Here is a 17499-nt window from a genome sequence, read left to right on the forward strand (position 1 = left end):
CGCTTTTTATAAATCACCACTGGAAGATGAGATGAAAAGAATTGCCGTTATCGGCTCGGGAATTTCCGGCCTCACCACAGCCCATTTGCTCTCCGGTCAGCATGAGGTGAGTCTGTTTGAGGCCAATGATTACCTCGGTGGCCACACGGCTACCGTGGATGTCACTGTCGATGGAAAAGACTATGCGATAGACACAGGCTTTATCGTCTTCAACGACAGAACGTATCCCAACTTTCAGAAGCTGTTGTCACGGCTGTCGGTGACAAGCATTCCCACCGAAATGAGTTTTTCGGTTCACAACCTCGACAGTGGCCTTGAGTATAACGGCCATACGCTGGCTACCTTGTTTGCTCAAAAGCGTAACTTGTTCAGCCCAAAATTTTGGGGATTTCTGAAGGAAATCATCAGGTTTAATAAGCTTGGTAAAGCCTGTATTGAGTCCGGGCAATACCCCTGTAATACCCTAGGGGAATTGTTGGCGAAAGAGCAATTTTCAGACTTTTTTGCACGGCACTACATATTGCCCATGGGCGCAGCCATCTGGTCATCGAGCCTGGATGATATGGCGGCCTTCGAGCTTAAGTTTTTCCTGCGCTTTTTCCACAACCACGGCCTGCTGAATGTCAGCGACCGCCCTCAGTGGTATGTGCTCAAGGGCGGCTCACGCAGCTACATTCCGGCGCTGGTGGCACCTTTTGCCGAGCGTATTCATCTCTCTACTCCAGTGACCGCGGTAAAGCGCCATGCTGAAGGGGTGTCCATTCAGACAAACGGCCAGGATTGGCATGAATTTGATGAGCTGGTGCTTGCCTGTCACAGCGATCAGGCGCTGAAGCTGCTCACCGATGCCTCAGATGCCGAGCGGGCGGTGCTTGGCGCCTTGCCCTACAGACGCAACGACGTGGTACTGCACACAGACACAGGGCTGTTACCAAAACGCAAAGCCGCCTGGGCCAGCTGGAACTATCGCCTCGATGAAGATAATCAGCGCCCCGCAGCCGTGACCTATCATATGAACACCCTGCAAAGGCTGCCGGCGGGCTCTCCTGACTTTATGGTGACCCTCAATCAGACCGAGGCCATCGCCAAAGACAAAATTCTGCGCCAGTTCAGTTATGCACATCCGGTATTTTCCTCGGCCGCCATGGCCGCACAGGCACGCAGGATGGATATCTGCGGACAGCAGCATACCCATTTTGCGGGTGCTTACTGGTACAACGGCTTCCATGAAGATGGCGTAAGAAGCGCCCTGGATGTTTGCCAGCGCTTTGGTGTCAGCCTGGAGAGCGCATGAACAGCGGCATCTTTTTTGGCCATGTGAGTCATCAGCGGCTGGGGGCGGTGCGCCACAGCTTCAGTTACCCCATGGCGATGCTGGTGATGGATCTGGACGAGCTGCCAAGACTTGCCAGATTGAGTGCTGTGTTTGGCCTGTCATGGTTTCGGCCGCTGCGATTTCGCGCAGGCGATTATCTGATTTCAAAGGCACCGGCTGCTTTGCAACGGGGCAAAGAAGAAAGCGCCGAACAGGCCGTGCAGTCATTAAAACAGCGGGCGCTCATAAAAGCCCGGGAGCTTGGCGCTGAAGGTGAGCTTAATCGGGTGGTGTTTGCCGGGCAGGTGCGCCACTTTGGTTTTTATTTCAGCCCGGTGAACTTCTTCTTTTTGTGCAGTGGCGATGAGCAGCGTTACCTGCTCGCGGAAGTGAGTAACACCCCCTGGAACGAGCGCCATTGTTATCTGGTTGATGTAACCGAGGCACACGACAAGGGCCAGGCGGTAAACGACAAGGTGTTTCATGTCTCGCCCTTTATGAGCCTGGATATGCGTTACCGCTGGCAGGTCGACGCCAACAATGAACGCTTTCGGCTGCAAATTGATAACGAGCGAGAAGGGGGCGAGCGGCTCTTTCGTGCCGGGTTACAGCTCCGTGGGCAGGCCTTTGATAAGGCAGGTCTAAAACTTTTTATTAAACGTTTTCCTATACTTACAGCTTATATCCTGTATGGCATTTATCGGCAGGCCCTGAGCCTGTTTCGAAAAGGTGTGACTTTTGTGGCCCACCCCGGGCCGGTGGAGAAATAATCATGGACAATACCGCAGTTGCCAATAAGAGCACTTCATCGACGCTGGAATCGTTGGCCCAACGCATTTTGCTGACCGCCCTGAAAGGCTTGTCTTACGGTGGCCTCCGACTGATTTGTGATGGCGAAACCCTGGTATTTGGCAGTCATCAGGGACCACAGGCGGTTATCCACGTGAAGTCGCCCCGATTTTTTCGCGAAGTTTTGCTGTCAGGCTCTGTGGGGGCGGGGGAGTCCTTCATTGATGGCCACTGGGACAGCCCGGATTTGACCGAGGTGGTGCGTCTCTTTGCCGCCAATCTGCCGCTGCTCGACCGTCTCGAGAAACGCTTTGCCTTCCTGTCGGGTGTCACCAATCGCATCAGCCATCTGCTCAGTCGCAACAGCATTGAAGGTTCAAAACGCAACATTCTGGCCCATTATGATTTGGGCAACGCCCTGTATGAATGTTTTCTCGACAAATCCATGCTCTATTCGTCGGCCATCTATCCGGATGTGAACGCAACCCTGGAGGCGGCTCAGCAGCATAAGCTCGCCACGATTTGTGAGCGCTTGAAGCTTGCTCCGGGTATGGAACTCCTGGAGATCGGTACCGGCTGGGGAGCCCTTGCCATCTACGCAGCAACCCATTATGGGGCCAAGGTCACCACGACCACCATCTCCGATGCCCAGCATGACTACGCCCTCGCACGCATTCGCGAGGCTGGGCTTGAGGGGCAAATAACCCTGCTTAAAAAGGACTATCGCCTGCTTGAGGGTAAATACGACCGTCTGGTATCCATTGAGATGATTGAAGCCGTGGGCCATGAATACCTGCCGGGCTTCTTTACCAAGCTCGAGAGCCTGCTCAAAGACGATGGTTTGATGCTGCTGCAGGCCATCACCATTGCCGACCAAAGGTATGAGAGCTACCGCAAAGGCTGTGACTTTATTCAAAAATACATCTTCCCCGGCGGCTGTTTACCTTCTGTAAGCCGCATGGCAAACCTGATTGCCCAGCGCACCGACATGGTGATGCTGAGCCTGGATGATATTGGCGAAGATTACGCCCGTACCCTGAAGCACTGGCACGAGAATGTTGACCAAGAGCTGCCGCAGATTCGTGCTCTGGGTTACGACGAGCGATTTATCCGCTTGTGGAAGTTTTACCTGAGCTACTGCGAGGGTGGCTTTTGGGAGCGTACCACCAGTGCTGTGCATCTGGTGGCTGCAAGACCGGGCTGGCGCCCCTAGGTCACCGACATACTGGAGCCCCTATGTCACAGCGATGGTTTTTGCTCGTCAGCGCAGCCATTTACACCGCAGCCTGGTGGCTTGCGGTTCTTGAACGCGGTCAGGGACTTATTTGGCTGTGTCTGTTGCTGATGGTGCACTTTGTGTTAAGTCCCACAAGACTTAAGGACTTTCAGCTGCTGCCCCTAGCGCTGATTGGCATGACCATGGACACCCTGCTGATGTACGCAGGTGTGTATGAGTTCAGCGCCATGCCAGTGTGGCTGATGCTGCTGTGGCTGCATTTTTTACTGGCCATGGGCCATTGTCTCGCCTGGCTTGGCAAGCAGCCCATGTGGGTGCAGGTGTTTACCGGTGTGTTCGGCGGTGCAGGCAGCTATATTGCCGGGGCTGAGCTTGGCGCCGTGGTGATGCCCCTTGGCAATCTGCTTACCTTCCTGCTCATTGCGCCCCTTTGGGGGGCGATTATTCCCGGATTCTTTTGGCTGCAGCAAAGGCTGCCAGGCAACGGAGACTACCTATCATGGCGATAACATCAGCGAGCAAAGCATTTAAAAGGTTATCAGGTGCGCTACTGCTGGTCGCGCTCAGTTCCTTTTCGGGCGCCTCCGTCAGTGCGGATAACCCCCTTGATGGCATGAGCCGTGTTGGCAAAGGCAAAATGACCTGGCTTTGGCTTGAGCTTTACCATGCCAGCCTCTATTCAGTCGATGGTCGCTATCAGGCTGGCCGTTATCCGCTGGCACTTGAAATCCAATACTCGCGGGAGATAGAGGCGAAAGATTTGCTGGAAGCCACAGGTAGCGAGTGGCAAAAGCAGGGCATGAGCGAGGCTCAGGTGAAGGCGTTTTTGGCTAAACTCGCGCCCCTGTGGGTGGATGTACGGCCCGGTGACACCCTGCTGCTTGTGGCCAGTGACGCGAGCCATGGCGAATTTTTCCATAACGGCCAATCCCTTGGCAGCGTGAATGATAACGGACTCATGCAGGCCTTTTTGGGTATTTGGCTTCGTGACGACACCAGTGAGCCCACGTTAAGGGCACAGCTTTTGGGAGAAACCTCATGCGATTGCTAGCCTTGCTGTTATCGGCCACCTTGCTTTTGGGCTGCGAGAGCGCCGATATCGACGATTATCGCACCATGAACAATGAGCTTAAACTGGACACCTTTTTTGTGGGTGAGCTGGATGCCCATGGCATGGTGCAGGATATGAGTGGCAAGGTGACGCGACGCTTTGTGGTTACCATGCTGGGGCGACTTGAGGGTAATCGCATTATCCTCGAAGAAGACTTTGTGTTTGATGATGGTGAAAAGCAGCGACGGGTGTGGCAGCTCGAACCCCTGGGCGGGGGCCGCTGGCTTGGACGTGCCGATGATATTCTTGGAACTGCCGAAGGGCAGTTAGAAGGCTTTGCCCTGCGCTGGCGTTACGATATGCGCCTCACTGTGGATGGCAGTGAGGTCGATGTTGCCTTCGATGACTGGCTCTATCTGATTGATGAAAACACGCTGCTTAACAAAAGCGATATCAATAAGTTTGGCATCACTGTCGGCGAGGTTACCCTGGTTATCCGCAAGCGCTGAATACATTGAAAGTTGAGGGTGGGCCGAAACGGCCAAGGCAAGCCCTGGACCGCTTCAGCGCCGGGAAGACGATACTGCAAAACGGAGCTTAGCGAAGGATTACATCCCCTTGAATATTGGCGGTATTAACGCTGCCTGAGCCATCTGAGTGGATAATCAGGCCACCGGCGTTTTTGACGTTGATATTGCCCGAGCCGTCGGTGATTTCGACCTTGCCTTTGGTTTGATCAACGAAGATATTGCCAGAACCATCCTGGATTTTGGCATTCCCCATGACTCCCGTTACCCTGATATCTCCGGAACCATCATTGATATCGGCGCTGCCTGAAATGTCGGAGACAGTGATATTGCCAGAGCCATCGTTGATATCGACACCACCAGCGCTGTTGGTGAGGGTAAGATCCCCTGAGCCGTCATTGATGGATACCTGATTGCCTCCCTCGATAACGAGATTGCCAGAGCCATCGTTCACCCGGATATCACTTGTCAGGCCACGGATGTCGATGTCGCCGGAGCCATCTTTGATGTCCAGCATCATGGATTGGGGCACAGTCACAGTGACATTGATGTAGGGTGATTTGCCTGAAAATGAGTAGGACTCGGGAAATTTAGCCACCAGATAAGCGGTTGAACCCCGCACTTCAAGGGTAAATTCGGGCTTTTCACCTTTGGGATGGTAGATGTCGGCTACAGCCAGTACTTCGCTGGTGTCGCTACCGGTGAGCTTAAAACTGCCAGCGCCCGCTTCTACATTAAGGCTTGTCAGCCCATTGGCCGATACCGACAGCTGTTGGCGTTCATCGGCCAGGGCGGCGGCTGAAGCGAATACCAGGGATAAAGCAGTGAGAGACGCGATGATTTTCATGTGAATTCCTTGTTCTTTTATCTACTGTGAACTGAGCGTTATTTTGTTAATTAGCAGGTAACGTGCCAGTTTTTAAGTTATTGATATGATGAGTATTTGATTTTTCGTTCGTGGATGTTTGTCCGGCCGGACACTATCAGTTGGTCGAATTCACCACTTTCGGACACCTTGAGTGTCCGCTGAGGGCTGAGTGTCCGTTATCTGCTGTGGTACACTCAGGCTTTGTTTGCTGTTAAAGAAGAGTCTTTATGTCTGAACTCCTGATAGAAGATGTGATTGAGGGCGAGGGTAAGGCGGCGGTAAAGGGCGCGCTTATTACCACCCATTATCGGGGCTGGCTCGCCGATGGCACCCAGTTTGATTCCTCCCATGACAGAGGCCAGGCGTTTCAGTGTGTGATAGGCACTGGCAGGGTTATCAAGGGATGGGATCAGGGCATCATGGGCATGAAGGTTGGTGGTAAACGTCGGCTACAGGTGCCATCGCATTTGGCCTATGGCGAGCGCCAGATTGGCAACATGATCCCGCCAAACTCGGATTTGACCTTCGAGATTGAACTGCTGGAAGTATTGACCCGGGATGACTGAACCGTCTCACACTATAGAAGCCCATGTTCCCATGGGCTTTTTTGTATCTGCGAATGGGGCGGCCAGGCTCCGGTCCTTGGCGTACACTGATATAACAACGATGTTTTTGTTATCAGCTTGGCAGGATAGTTCTCTGGCCATGTCTTGAGCCTTGCGGTCAGGTAACTGGCACAAGCCCTTCGCAAACAGGACGTTATTATGGATAGCCGGATTGAAAAAGACAGCATGGGCGAGGTTTCGGTACCCGCCGAGGCACTCTATGGCGCCCAAACTCAACGGGCGCTGAACAACTTTGCCATTGGTGGCCAGCCGATGCCAAAGGCGTTTATCGACGCGCTATTGCTGATAAAGGCCGCTGCTGCCCGAGCCAACAGCCAATTGGACGTGCTTGAGGGCGATAGTGGCCTGGCCATCTCTGAGGCGGCCTTATCTTTACGCCAGGATAAATCGCTGATGCAGCACTTCCCTGTGGATGTGTTTCAAACCGGCTCAGGTACCAGCAGCAACATGAATGCCAATGAGGTACTGGCCCGCCTTGCCTCAGAGCGTCTCGGTCGACTTGTCAGCGCCAATGACGAGGTAAACCTTGGGCAGAGCAGCAACGATGTCATTCCAAGCTGTATTCAGGTGGCGTCGGCAAGCTTATTGACCAAGGCCCTGTTGCCAGCCTTGGTGCATCTGAAAGCATGCATCAGAACCAAGGCGGCCAGCGTGCAAGGCATAGTGAAAACCGGGCGTACCCATCTGATGGATGCCATGCCGGTGCGCTTGAGCCAGAGCCTCGAAACCTGGGCGAGCCAGTTGGATGCCAGGGAGCTGCAATTGCAGTCGCAGCTCATTTCACTCTGGCAGCTGCCCCAGGGCGGCACTGCTGTGGGGACGGGCGTTAACGCCGCGCCGGGTTTTCCCCAGGCGTTTTGCCATGAGCTGAATCTGCTCACGGGGCTGGCATTTCAGCCCGCGCCCCATCTTTTTACTGCCATCGCCAGCCAGGATACGGCGGTGGCTCTATCCGGTGAGCTTAAGGCGCTCGCTGTCACATTAATGAAGATAGCCAATGATTTACGGTGGATGAACTCGGGGCCGCTTGCAGGTCTTGGTGAGATTCGTTTACCTGCGCTGCAGCCCGGCTCATCGATTATGCCCGGTAAGGTTAACCCCGTTATCCCGGAAGCCGTTGCCATGGCCGCAGCGCAGGTAATCGGCAATGATGCCTGTATTACCGTGGCGGGGCAGTCGGGTAACTTTGAGCTCAATGTGATGTTGCCAGTGATTGCGCAAAATCTACTCTCATCGCTTGCGCTTTTGACCCATGCAATGACGGATCTCGCTGACAAGGCCATCAATGGGTTTGAGGTGTGCGAAACGCGCATGGCAAAGGAGCTTGGCCGAAACCCGATTTTGGTGACGGCGCTGAATCCCATCGTGGGATATGCCAGTGCGGCCGAAATTGCCAAGAGAGCCTACGCTGAAGGTCGGCCCATATTGGAGGTGGCGCTGGAAATGACCGACATAGACGCTGAAGAGCTGGCGAGGTTGCTTGACCCGGTACGACTGACCGGAGAATGATAAAGGTATGAACCCAAAACAAAAACGCCTGCTGTCGCAGGCGTTTTTGTTTTGAATTTGGTGGCCCCTCACGGACTTGAACCGTGGACCTAACGATTATGAGTCGTGTGCTCTAACCAACTGAGCTAAGGGGCCGGATATTGCCGGGTGGAACCCAAGGCGGCTTGCAGTATACGAACTTTGCTTTGCCTTGTCACGGGGCAAATGGCGCAAAATTCCAGCTTGGTGTTCAATTGGTTATTGGGTAATCAACATCGGCAGCCGGACTAAAAATACCGAGAAAAAACAAAGCCACCCGAGGGTGGCTTTATGGCGTCAGACCGGATTAGTCATCCAGGAATGATTTGAGGATTTCCGAGCGGCTTGGGTGGCGCAATTTGCGCAGTGCCTTGGCCTCAATCTGACGGATACGCTCACGGGTAACATCGAACTGCTTGCCCACTTCCTCGAGGGTGTGGTCGGTGTTCATGTCGATACCGAAACGCATGCGCAGTACCTTGGCTTCACGGGCAGTCAAACCGGCCAGCACCTCATGGGTAGCCTGCTTGAGGCTTTCGCTGGTAGCACTGTCCAGTGGCAACTCGAGGGTGGTGTCCTCGATGAAATCCCCCAGATGCGAATCTTCATCGTCACCGATTGGGGTTTCCATGGAGATAGGCTCTTTGGCGATTTTCAGTACCTTACGGATCTTATCCTCAGGCATGGCCATACGCTCTGCCAGTTCTTCAGGCGACGGTTCACGGCCCATTTCCTGCAGCATCTGGCGACTGATACGGTTGAGCTTGTTGATAGTCTCAATCATATGCACAGGAATACGGATGGTACGGGCCTGATCCGCGATAGAGCGGGTGATCGCCTGACGGATCCACCAGGTCGCATAGGTGGAGAACTTGTAACCACGACGGTATTCAAACTTGTCTACCGCCTTCATCAGGCCGATGTTACCTTCCTGAATGAGGTCAAGGAACTGCAGGCCTCGGTTGGTGTACTTCTTGGCGATAGAAATTACCAGACGCAGGTTGGCCTCAACCATTTCCTTCTTGGCGCGGCGAGCCTTGGCTTCACCAATGCTCATGCGGCGGTTGATATCCTTGATGGATTCAATGGACAAACCGGTTTCCACTTCAATGGCTTCCAGTTTGGCGCGGCAACGCTGAACATCTTCTTCCACCGACTTGAGATCGGCAGAGTAGGGGCGTCCGGCTTCAATTTCCTTGTTGAACCAGGTCAGATCGGTTTCGTTGCCGGTGAAGAGTTTAACGAAATTCTTCTTTGGCATTTTGGCCTGTTCAACGCACAGCTTCATGATCAGACGTTCCTGAACACGAACCTTGTCCATCATCTCGCGCATGCTCTTGACCAGGCGGTCAAACTGCTTGGGCACCAGACGGAATTCTTTGAAGATTTCGCCCAGCTCAAACAGCGCACGGGTAGACTCAGGGTGGGCACGACCTTTAACGTCAATGACTTTCAGGGCGTTGTCATAGGCTGCGCGCAGGGCTGCAAAGCGCTCACGGGCTACTTCAGGGTCCGGGCCTTTGGCGCCGTCGTCATCGCTGCTGTCGCCGTCTTCGTCTTCATCTTCGTCTTCATCAATATCGTCTTCGTCTTCCAGTTCTTCTTCTGAAAGTTCAGAGCCGATATGGGTCGCGGTGGGACCAACGTCTTCTTCGTTGGGATCCACAAAGCCGGAAATGATGTCAGACAGGCGAATGGCGTCTGCTTCGAATTGGTCGAATTGCTCCAGGATCATGGAGATAGCTTGTGGGTATTCGGCCACAGAGCTTTGAACGGTGTTGATGCCTTCTTCGATACGTTTGGCGATAACGATTTCGCCTTCACGGGTAAGCAGCTCAACGGTACCCATTTCACGCATGTACATGCGCACTGGGTCAGTGGTGCGGCCAAGCTCGCTTTCTACTGTGGCCAGCGCAGCCGCGGCTTCTTCGGCGGCATCTTCGTCCGTGTTGTCTTCGGACATCATCATGTCATCGGCATCTGGCGCTTCTTCGAAAACGCGGATACCCATGTCATTGATCATCTGGATAATATCTTCGATCTGGTCAGAGTCGACCATATCTGCAGGCAAGTGATCGTTCACTTCTGCATAGGTTAAGTAACCTTGCTCTTTACCTTTGGCGAGCAACATCTTTAGTTGCGACTGCGGAGTATGATCCATAGATATCATCCAATTTGGGTAAGTGTTACAACGAGCGCACCCGTGGCCGGACCACAAAGTCGCGCAAATCGTCAATTATAGCCATCTGCCTATGGCTGTGCCAGAGGGAAGGGGCGGTTTTTTGCCCTACTTCATGCCCTTCATCACAACGATAAGCTTTTGGAGTTGCAGCTTTTCTTCCCGGGTAAGATCGGGTTTGATGCTGAGCTCCTGGTAGCGCTGCTCTATGTATTGATTATTAAGCCATACCAGCGCTTTGCGAAATTCCTGGGCCACATTATCTTCGGCAATTTGGTGTTCCCATTGGGCCAGCTTGGTCAACGGGCTCCAATGCTCGGTTTCACGATAGGACTCGAGCAGTTGGGCGGTTGACAGCACCTGTCCCCGGGTGAGCTCCAATAATTGGATCAGCAGCTCAATTCCCGCCATGCGAATGTGACCCAAAGCCGGCTGTACCGGCAGCTTGTGTCCCAGTTCGGGGTGTTGCACCAGCAGTGAAATGGCCAGTCGCAGCGGTGTACCCCGTCCTTTGAGTCCCTTTTGCGCCAGCGCCTTGGGACCTGTGGACATACTAGTTAGACCGAGTTTTTTCCTGAGATCTTCACTGGAGTTCATCCCGAGTTTGTGGGCGAGGTTTTCCAGCAGCAGATTGGCAAGAACTGTGTCTTTAATTTTTTCAATCAGAGCAATGGCTTGTTTGGCCAGATTGCCTTTGTCTGTGCCGTATTTCTGTGACAAGGTGTCAAACAGATAATCGGCCAGCGGCAGCGCATTATCGATGCGCGCTTCGAAGGCTTCTTTGCCTTCTTTACGGACTTGCGAGTCCGGATCTTCTCCCTGAGGGAGGAACAAAAATGTTACTTTGTCGCCGGGTTTTAGCAGTGGCAGGGCAGTTTCCATTGCTCTCCAAGCCGCTTCATAACCCGCTCTGTCACCGTCGTAACAACAGATGACTTCTTTGGCACTGCGCAGCAGCAATTGAAATTGCTCTGCGGTTGTAGAGGTACCCAGTGAGGCTACCGCGTAGTCGATGCCAAATTGTGCCAGTGCCACCACATCCATGTAGCCTTCCACAATCATGACCCGCTCCGGGTCGCGATGTTTTTGCTTCAGTTCATAGAGGCCGTAGAGTTCCTGACCTTTATGAAATATGGGCGTTTCCGGCGAATTCAAATATTTTGGTGTTCCGTCACCCAGCACCCGGCCGCCGAAGCCGATTACCCGGCCGCGCCGGTCGCGGATCGGGAACATCAAACGATCGCGGAAGCGGTCATATCGCTTGCCACCATCGTTTTCTATCAGCATACCGCCGGTGAGCAGTTTGTCCTGGGCATCCGGATTGGTCCGATAACGGCCCAGCAAACCATCCCAGCCATCGGGGGCGAAACCGATACCGAAGTCTTCAACGACTTCGTTGCTCAGCCCACGCAGTGCCAGGTACTCGTCGACTTTTTGTTTGTCGGCGTGCTGGCGCAGTTGTGTCTGATAATGCCTTGCGGCCTCTTCCATCAGTTGGTAAAGATCACGGGCCAGCCCTTCGTCACGTCGAGGTCCGGTTCCTTGTTCCCGTGGGACTTCCAACCCCAGCTGTCCAGCCAAGTCTTCAATGGCGTCGACAAAGTTAAGCCGGTCGTACTCCATGACGAAGTCGATGGCATTACCATGGGCGCCACAACCGAAACAGTGATAAAACTGCTTGTCTCTGCTGACGGTAAATGAAGGTGATTTTTCGCTGTGGAAGGGACAACAGGCAGAATAGTTCTTACCTGCTTTTTTGAGCGGCACTTTACGGTCGATAAGCTCGACTATGTCCGTTCTGGCTATCAGATCATTGATGAAATCACGAGGTATCGCCACGTTGCTTACTTCAATTTCCTAAAAGCTCAGTTAAACAAACAAGCCGCGCAATTGCACGGCTTGTTCATACACAAAAGTCGATTATTGCAGTTTGGCGCGGATCTGTTGGCCTATGGCACCCAGATCGGCACGTCCCTGAACTTTCGGCTTCAGTGCTCCCATTACTTTACCCATATCCGCAATGGAGGCAGCACCTACTTCAGCAATGGTGGCCTCAATGAGGGCAGCTATTTCAGCTTCACTCAGTTGGGCCGGCAGGAAAGTTTCGATGACCGAAATTTCTGCGGCTTCTGCGTCGGCAAGTTCGTTGCGACCCGCTGCCTCATACTGGGCAATGGAATCGCGACGTTGCTTCACCATTTTGGTCAGGACAGCAAGCACTTGCTCATCATTCAGCGTCTCGCGTGTGTCCACTTCGATCTGCTTGATGGCGGCCAGAGCAAGACGAATAGTACCAAGGCGAACCTTGTCTTTGGCGACAAGGGCCTTTTTCATTTCGTCTTTAAGCTGTTCTGTCAGGCTCATAAGGAATTAGTATAAACGTACGCGACGTGCGTTTTCGCGAGAAAGCTTCTTGGCCAGACGCTTAACCGCAGCGGCCTTGGCGCGCTTACGGGCAGTAGTTGGCTTCTCGTAGAATTCACGAGCACGCACATCGGCCAGGATACCTGCTTTTTCGCAAGAGCGCTTGAAACGACGCAGAGCTACGTCGAATGGTTCATTTTCACGTACTTTAACGATTGGCATACGCCATCACCCCTTAGGTGTAGATTGTATTGGTTCAGATATGACCCCGCGGCCACACCCTCACCAAGAAGGATTAAAAATGGTGCGGAATTTTAAACCGAACCCGCAATTAATGTAAAGCCCCAGTCCGGTTAAAAAGGATCGTCGGGGGATCTGAGGCGTAGCTTTACTGGAGTAATAGTAGCTTAACGGGTAGAATTGGCCGCCCTTTTAAAGCGGAGTAACGACACAAAATGCGGGTTTTGGGAATAGAAACGTCCTGTGATGAAACAGGCATTGCCATCTATGACGAAGAGAAAGGCCTGATGGCCCACACTCTGTACAGTCAGGTCAAACTGCACGCCGATTATGGCGGCGTTGTGCCTGAGCTGGCCTCCCGTGACCATGTGCGTAAAATCATTCCGCTTATCCGTGAAGCCCTGAAAAATGCCGATACCCGTATCGAAGATCTGGATGGGATCTGCTACACCAAGGGACCCGGCCTGATTGGTGCGCTGCTGGTGGGGGCGTGTGTGGGGCGGTCATTGGCATTTTCCTGGAACCTGCCTGCCGTGGGTGTGCATCATATGGAAGGCCATTTGCTGGCGCCCATGCTGGAAGACGAAGTGCCCGAGTTTCCCTTTGTGGCGCTTTTGGTCTCAGGTGGTCACTCCATGCTGGTGAAGGTAGACGGCATTGGCCAGTATCAAGTATTGGGCGAGTCCATCGACGATGCCGCCGGTGAGGCTTTTGATAAAACAGCCAAACTGATGGGGCTCGATTATCCCGGTGGCCCCCGTCTCGCCAAACTGGCGGCATCGGGTCAGCCGGCCAACTACAAGTTTCCGCGCCCCATGACCGACAGACCCGGACTGGACTTCAGCTTCTCAGGCCTGAAAACCTTTGTGGCCAATACCATAGCCGCGGAGCCTGATGATGAGCAGACCCGCGCCAATATCGCCCGCGCCTTTGAAGAGGCGGTGGTGGATACCCTGTCCATCAAGTGTCGCCGTGCGCTGGAGCAAACCGGCTATAAGCGCCTGGTGATTGCCGGTGGGGTGAGCGCGAACACGCGCCTGCGCGCAGGTCTTGCCGAGCTGATGGAAAAACTGGGGGGTAAGGTGTACTACCCCCGCGGGGAATTCTGTACCGACAACGGCGCCATGATTGCCTATGCCGGCTTGCAGCGCCTGAAGGCCGGACAGATTGAAGATCTGGCGGTAAAAGGTCAGCCACGCTGGCCGCTGGATACCTTGCTACCTGTGTGAGTCACTCAGACTCATCCATAAACACTTCATCTAAAAAATGGCGCCCGGTGCGCCATTTTTTATGGAGATAAGAGGTCAGTCCTGGGATTGTTGGCGCCGTTTGCGCGATACCTTGGACTCTTCGCCCCTCAATAGCCTTTTAATGTTGTCTTTATGACGGATAAGGATAAGGGTGGAGAGCATGGTCACCGGAAGGGTAAATCTGTCGTCCAGCCACCAGGTGTAGACAGGGGCGAGCAGGGCGGTCGCCAGGGCTGCCACAGAGGAGTAGCGGGTGACAAGCAGGGTCACAATCCAGGTGGCTATCAACAAGAGGGTGAGATAGCCGTCGATAGGGGCGATGGCACCGTAGGCCGTGGCAACCCCTTTGCCGCCTTTGAAGCCGAAAAACACCGGGAAGATATGGCCAAGACAGGCCGCGATGGCTATCACGCCGAGCCAAACAGCATCGATGCCGAGTTTGTAGGAAATATAGGCGGGGATTGCACCCTTGAGCATGTCAAACAGCAGCACCATGGCCGCAGCACTGGCACCACCGATACGCAGCACGTTGGTGGCGCCCGGATTACCCGAGCCTTGAGTGCGTGGGTCAGGCAAGCCTCTTAGCTTGCAAACAAGCACAGCACTGGACACCGAACCTGCCAGATAGGCGCAAAGGATCATTACCGCCGTCAGTGCTATTTCGCTGGTCAACTTGGTTTCCTTTCACTTCTTAAGGTATTATCGCCGCCAATCCCGTGACGGCACTCAGTCGCCCATCGTGGGACTCGATTCATTTTTGGGCACGCTTGCCGGTAAATGTTGATTCTTAAGGTGTTATCCTAACGCCCTTGGCGCCAATGAGAAAGCGCAATCCATCGATTGTTGCTATCGGCGAGCGGATTATACCGACAAAGCGGGCCAAAGCTTGTCAGACCTCAGGAACTGCCATGGATAAAGTACTGATCCGTGCCCTGCGTATCGACACCGTGATAGGTGTTTACGACTGGGAAAAAGCCATTCAGCAATCGCTGTTTCTCGATTTGGATATGGCGTGGGATATCAAACCCGCCGCCGCCACCGATGATTACAGCCATGCCCTGTGCTACGAGACTGTCTCTAATCGTCTGACAGCCCTTATCACTGAAAAGCCCATTGAGCTGATTGAAACCGTGGCCGAAATGGCCGCCCGCTGCGTGATGGACGAATTCAAGGTGTCCTGGGTGCGGGTCAAGGTGATGAAGCCCGGCGCTGTAAAAGCGGCCGAGGCCGTGGGCGTTGAAATTGAGCGCCGTGCCGGGGATTGCTGAGCATGACACGGATTTATATCAGTGTGGGCAGTAACATAGAGCCGGAAAAATACTTAAGAAACGCCCGCTCAGCCCTCGCGGCACATCTTGGTGAGTTGCATCTTTCGCCCGTTTACCAGTCCGAGGCCGTTGGGTTTGAAGGGGAGCATTTCCTCAATATGGTGATTGGCGCAGAAACCGAGCTGGATATCGCGGCTCTGGTGGCCTTGTTCAAGCAAATCGAGCTGGACAATGGCCGCAAGCCCGGCGCCAGGAAATTCAGTGCCCGTACCCTGGATTTGGATTTATTGCTGTTTGGTGATGCAGTTTGTCAGGCGCCCATTGAACTGCCCCGGGCAGAAATTCTGCATAACGCCTTTGTGCTATGGCCATTGGCGGATATCGCACCGCAATTGGTGCATCCGCTGTCCGGGCAAAATTATGCAGCGCTTTGGGATCAATTCGATAAACAAAGCCAACGCCTTTGGCCGGTGGCATTTTCCTGGGACAACGCCCCCCTCTTTCAATAAAGGAATATTATGGATACCTTGCAGGTCATTATTCTTGCCCTTATTCAGGGCCTGACCGAATTTTTGCCCATTTCCAGTTCGGCACATTTGATTTTGCCGGCGCAGCTACTTGGCTGGGAAGATCAGGGCCTGTCCTTCGATGTGGCGGTGCATATGGGCTCGCTGGCGGCCGTGGTGATTTATTTTCGCAACGAAATAGTCGCGATGCTTAAGGCCTGGCTTGCCAGTATCTTCAAGGGGCAGCAGAGCGATGACAGCAAGCTCGCCTGGTGGATTATCCTGGCTACCATTCCCGCCATCGGCGTTGGTTTTGCCGCCAAAGACCTGGTGGAAACCCATTTGCGCGGCCCCGGAGTGATTGCCATCACCACGGTTATCTTTGGCTTGTTGCTGTGGTTTGCCGACCGTATCGCCAAAGATGAAATGACGGAGTACCAAACCGGCTGGCGTAAGGCGCTGTTGATTGGTATTGCACAGGCGCTGGCGCTGATTCCGGGAACCTCCCGAAGTGGTATCACCATTACCGCGGCCCTGATGCTGGGACTGAAACGGGAAGCTGCTGCCCGCTTCTCATTTTTGATGTCCATTCCGGTGATTTTGGGCGCCGCCCTGCTGATGACCAAAGACATCATTACAGAAAATCATGTGGTGGACTGGCATGCGATGGCACTGGGGTCGATACTGTCATTTATTGCGGCTTATGCCTGTATTTACTTTTTCCTGAAAATTATCAGTCGCATGGGGATGACTCCCTTCGTAATTTATCGACTCGCGTTGGGGGTATTCCTCTGCGGGTTTATTTATTTGTAATACTGGAGCAATTCAGATTGACCAAAGGGGCGGCATTGGCCGCCTCTTTGATTTAAGGAGTTTTCATGGAGTTTCAGTGTCCACTTTGTCGCCAACCGCTGCACTTTCACGAAGAGTCACGTGGATGGCATTGCGATGGTAAGCACCACTTCGATAGAAAGGAAATCGGTTATTGGGATTTTTACAGGGGTAATAAACCCCGCAATGCCGAAAGCCGTCAGGAACTGCGTGCCAGACAATTTCTGTTGACCTCGGGCTTGTATCAAACGGCAGTCGAAGCCATGGATAAGGTGGTTCAGAACGAGGGGCTCAATACCGAACTCAATTGCGTCAATCTGGGGCCTGGACATGCTTGGATTGGAAAATTGCTGGCGCAGTCTCTGTCTGAACATCAGCTGCAGCTGAAGCTATTCAGCCCTCTGGAGTCGGAAAACGAAGCCTTTGCGGCGGCCAAGGCCGGAATGGAAGCTGTGTGCCTGACACCGCTTAAATCCTTGCCCTTTGCCGATGCTTCTGCCGATATGGTGTGGCTCCTGGATATTCCTGCCAAAGGAAAGGAATGGCAACGAATACTCAAACCCGGTGGATTTTTATTGATGTTGGCTCCCGGGCCAAGGCACCTTTGGCAAATTAAAGAATTTGTCTATGAAGGATTAACCGAAAAGCCGTTTGTATTGGAGCTTTCCAGCCAATTTGAGGTGGTCAGCGAAACCCCTGTTTCCTGGACCCATTCCCTCAGTGTGGCAGACGCCAAAGTATTAATGGGTATGGCGCCTTGGGCCTGGCGGGTAAAAGAAGCCAGTTTAAAGGCAATGGAGAAGGGCGATTTTTCCGGATTGGAAATGGACTATCGGATCATTCTTGCTAAAAAGCGTGAATAACTCGCCAAAAAGTGGGAATAACGCGAAAAACAGGTAAAAAAATACCGGCAACGCCTGA

At 53.4% G+C, this 17499-nt stretch carries 19 protein-coding genes and 1 tRNA gene; 13 read left to right on the top strand and 7 right to left on the bottom strand.

Translation table 11 applies throughout. The annotated features are described in order from the left end of the window. The first annotated feature begins 31 nt into the window (after positions 1-31). From JQC75_RS03835 to JQC75_RS03860, 6 genes are read left to right on the top strand one after another with little or no spacing between them, the layout of a single operon-like run. On the top strand, positions 32-1294 hold the full coding sequence (locus JQC75_RS03835) for an NAD(P)/FAD-dependent oxidoreductase (protein ID WP_203326162.1): 1263 nt from the start codon (positions 32-34) through the stop codon (positions 1292-1294). Next, positions 1291-2085: a DUF1365 domain-containing protein gene (locus JQC75_RS03840; protein WP_203326163.1), complete on the top strand. Its 795-nt coding sequence runs from the start codon at positions 1291-1293 to the stop codon at positions 2083-2085. Before JQC75_RS03835 ends, JQC75_RS03840 begins: the two co-directional genes overlap by 4 nt. A gap of 2 nt (positions 2086-2087) precedes the next feature. Then, complete coding sequence (locus JQC75_RS03845; RefSeq protein ID WP_203326164.1) at positions 2088-3317, top strand: SAM-dependent methyltransferase; 1230 nt, start codon at positions 2088-2090, stop codon at positions 3315-3317. A gap of 23 nt (positions 3318-3340) precedes the next feature. Beyond that, a complete protein-coding gene (locus JQC75_RS03850) occupies positions 3341-3850 on the top strand; it encodes a DUF2878 domain-containing protein (RefSeq protein ID WP_203326165.1) in 510 nt (169 codons plus the stop codon). After that, on the top strand, positions 3841-4392 hold the full coding sequence (locus JQC75_RS03855) for a chalcone isomerase family protein (RefSeq protein ID WP_203326166.1): 552 nt from the start codon (positions 3841-3843) through the stop codon (positions 4390-4392). Before JQC75_RS03850 ends, JQC75_RS03855 begins: the two co-directional genes overlap by 10 nt. Beyond that, positions 4380-4901 (top strand): DUF3833 domain-containing protein, encoded by a 522-nt coding sequence (locus JQC75_RS03860; RefSeq protein WP_203326167.1) that lies wholly within the window; start codon positions 4380-4382, stop codon positions 4899-4901. The genes JQC75_RS03855 and JQC75_RS03860 overlap by 13 nt, the downstream gene beginning before the upstream one ends. 88 nt (positions 4902-4989) lie before the next feature. Here JQC75_RS03860 and JQC75_RS03865 read toward each other — a convergent pair whose 3' ends face one another. Beyond that, positions 4990-5766 carry a DUF4097 family beta strand repeat-containing protein gene (locus JQC75_RS03865; protein ID WP_203326168.1) on the bottom strand — a complete coding sequence of 259 codons (777 nt, stop codon included), beginning with the start codon at positions 5764-5766 and terminating at the stop codon, positions 4990-4992. Positions 5767-6014: 248 nt separating this feature from the next. On the opposite strand from JQC75_RS03865, the gene JQC75_RS03870 reads away from it, so the two are divergent. Both JQC75_RS03870 and JQC75_RS03875 read left to right on the top strand, forming a co-directional pair. Continuing rightward, positions 6015-6353, top strand: coding sequence for an FKBP-type peptidyl-prolyl cis-trans isomerase (locus tag JQC75_RS03870; protein ID WP_203326169.1), 339 nt, complete (start codon positions 6015-6017; stop codon positions 6351-6353). Positions 6354-6551: 198 nt separating this feature from the next. Then, positions 6552-7922 (top strand): class II fumarate hydratase, encoded by a 1371-nt coding sequence (locus JQC75_RS03875; protein WP_203326170.1) that lies wholly within the window; start codon positions 6552-6554, stop codon positions 7920-7922. Between the two features lie 58 nt (positions 7923-7980). Here the strand turns inward: JQC75_RS03875 and JQC75_RS03880 are convergent. The 5 genes from JQC75_RS03880 to rpsU all read right to left on the bottom strand — a co-directional run bounded on the left by JQC75_RS03880 (position 7981) and on the right by rpsU (position 12705). After that, positions 7981-8057: transfer RNA gene (locus JQC75_RS03880), tRNA-Ile, on the bottom strand. A gap of 190 nt (positions 8058-8247) precedes the next feature. Continuing rightward, on the bottom strand, positions 8248-10101 hold the full coding sequence (gene rpoD / locus JQC75_RS03885; RefSeq protein WP_203326171.1) for an RNA polymerase sigma factor RpoD: 1854 nt from the start codon (positions 10099-10101) through the stop codon (positions 8248-8250). Between the two features lie 126 nt (positions 10102-10227). Next, a complete protein-coding gene (gene dnaG / locus JQC75_RS03890; RefSeq protein WP_203326172.1) occupies positions 10228-11958 on the bottom strand; it encodes a DNA primase in 1731 nt (576 codons plus the stop codon). An 81-nt stretch (positions 11959-12039) separates the two neighbouring features. Then, entirely contained in the window at positions 12040-12483 is a 444-nt protein-coding gene (locus JQC75_RS03895) for a GatB/YqeY domain-containing protein (protein ID WP_203326173.1), read from the bottom strand. A 6-nt stretch (positions 12484-12489) separates the two neighbouring features. After that, positions 12490-12705 (bottom strand): 30S ribosomal protein S21, encoded by a 216-nt coding sequence (gene rpsU / locus JQC75_RS03900; protein WP_011758943.1) that lies wholly within the window; start codon positions 12703-12705, stop codon positions 12490-12492. 233 nt (positions 12706-12938) lie between these two features. Between rpsU and tsaD the strand changes: the two genes are divergently transcribed. Further along, on the top strand, positions 12939-13952 hold the full coding sequence (gene tsaD, locus JQC75_RS03905) for a tRNA (adenosine(37)-N6)-threonylcarbamoyltransferase complex transferase subunit TsaD (RefSeq protein WP_203326174.1): 1014 nt from the start codon (positions 12939-12941) through the stop codon (positions 13950-13952). A gap of 75 nt (positions 13953-14027) precedes the next feature. Here the strand turns inward: tsaD and plsY are convergent, their stop codons facing one another. Then, entirely contained in the window at positions 14028-14615 is a 588-nt protein-coding gene (gene plsY, locus JQC75_RS03910) for a glycerol-3-phosphate 1-O-acyltransferase PlsY (RefSeq protein WP_203327115.1), read from the bottom strand. Positions 14616-14881: 266 nt separating this feature from the next. Between plsY and folB the strand changes: the two genes are divergently transcribed. The 4 genes from folB to JQC75_RS03930 all read left to right on the top strand — a co-directional run bounded on the left by folB (position 14882) and on the right by JQC75_RS03930 (position 17441). Further along, positions 14882-15241, top strand: coding sequence for a dihydroneopterin aldolase (folB, locus tag JQC75_RS03915; protein WP_203326175.1), 360 nt, complete (start codon positions 14882-14884; stop codon positions 15239-15241). A 2-nt stretch (positions 15242-15243) separates the two neighbouring features. Further along, complete coding sequence (folK, locus tag JQC75_RS03920; protein ID WP_203326176.1) at positions 15244-15750, top strand: 2-amino-4-hydroxy-6-hydroxymethyldihydropteridine diphosphokinase; 507 nt, start codon at positions 15244-15246, stop codon at positions 15748-15750. 9 nt (positions 15751-15759) lie between these two features. Continuing rightward, positions 15760-16560: an undecaprenyl-diphosphate phosphatase gene (locus JQC75_RS03925; RefSeq protein WP_203326177.1), complete on the top strand. Its 801-nt coding sequence runs from the start codon at positions 15760-15762 to the stop codon at positions 16558-16560. Between the two features lie 65 nt (positions 16561-16625). Continuing rightward, positions 16626-17441, top strand: coding sequence for a putative RNA methyltransferase (locus JQC75_RS03930; RefSeq protein WP_203326178.1), 816 nt, complete (start codon positions 16626-16628; stop codon positions 17439-17441). The last annotated feature ends 58 nt before the right edge of the window (positions 17442-17499 follow it).

Source organism: Shewanella litorisediminis (assembly GCF_016834455.1).
In the GTDB taxonomy this organism is placed as follows: domain Bacteria; phylum Pseudomonadota; class Gammaproteobacteria; order Enterobacterales; family Shewanellaceae; genus Shewanella; species Shewanella litorisediminis.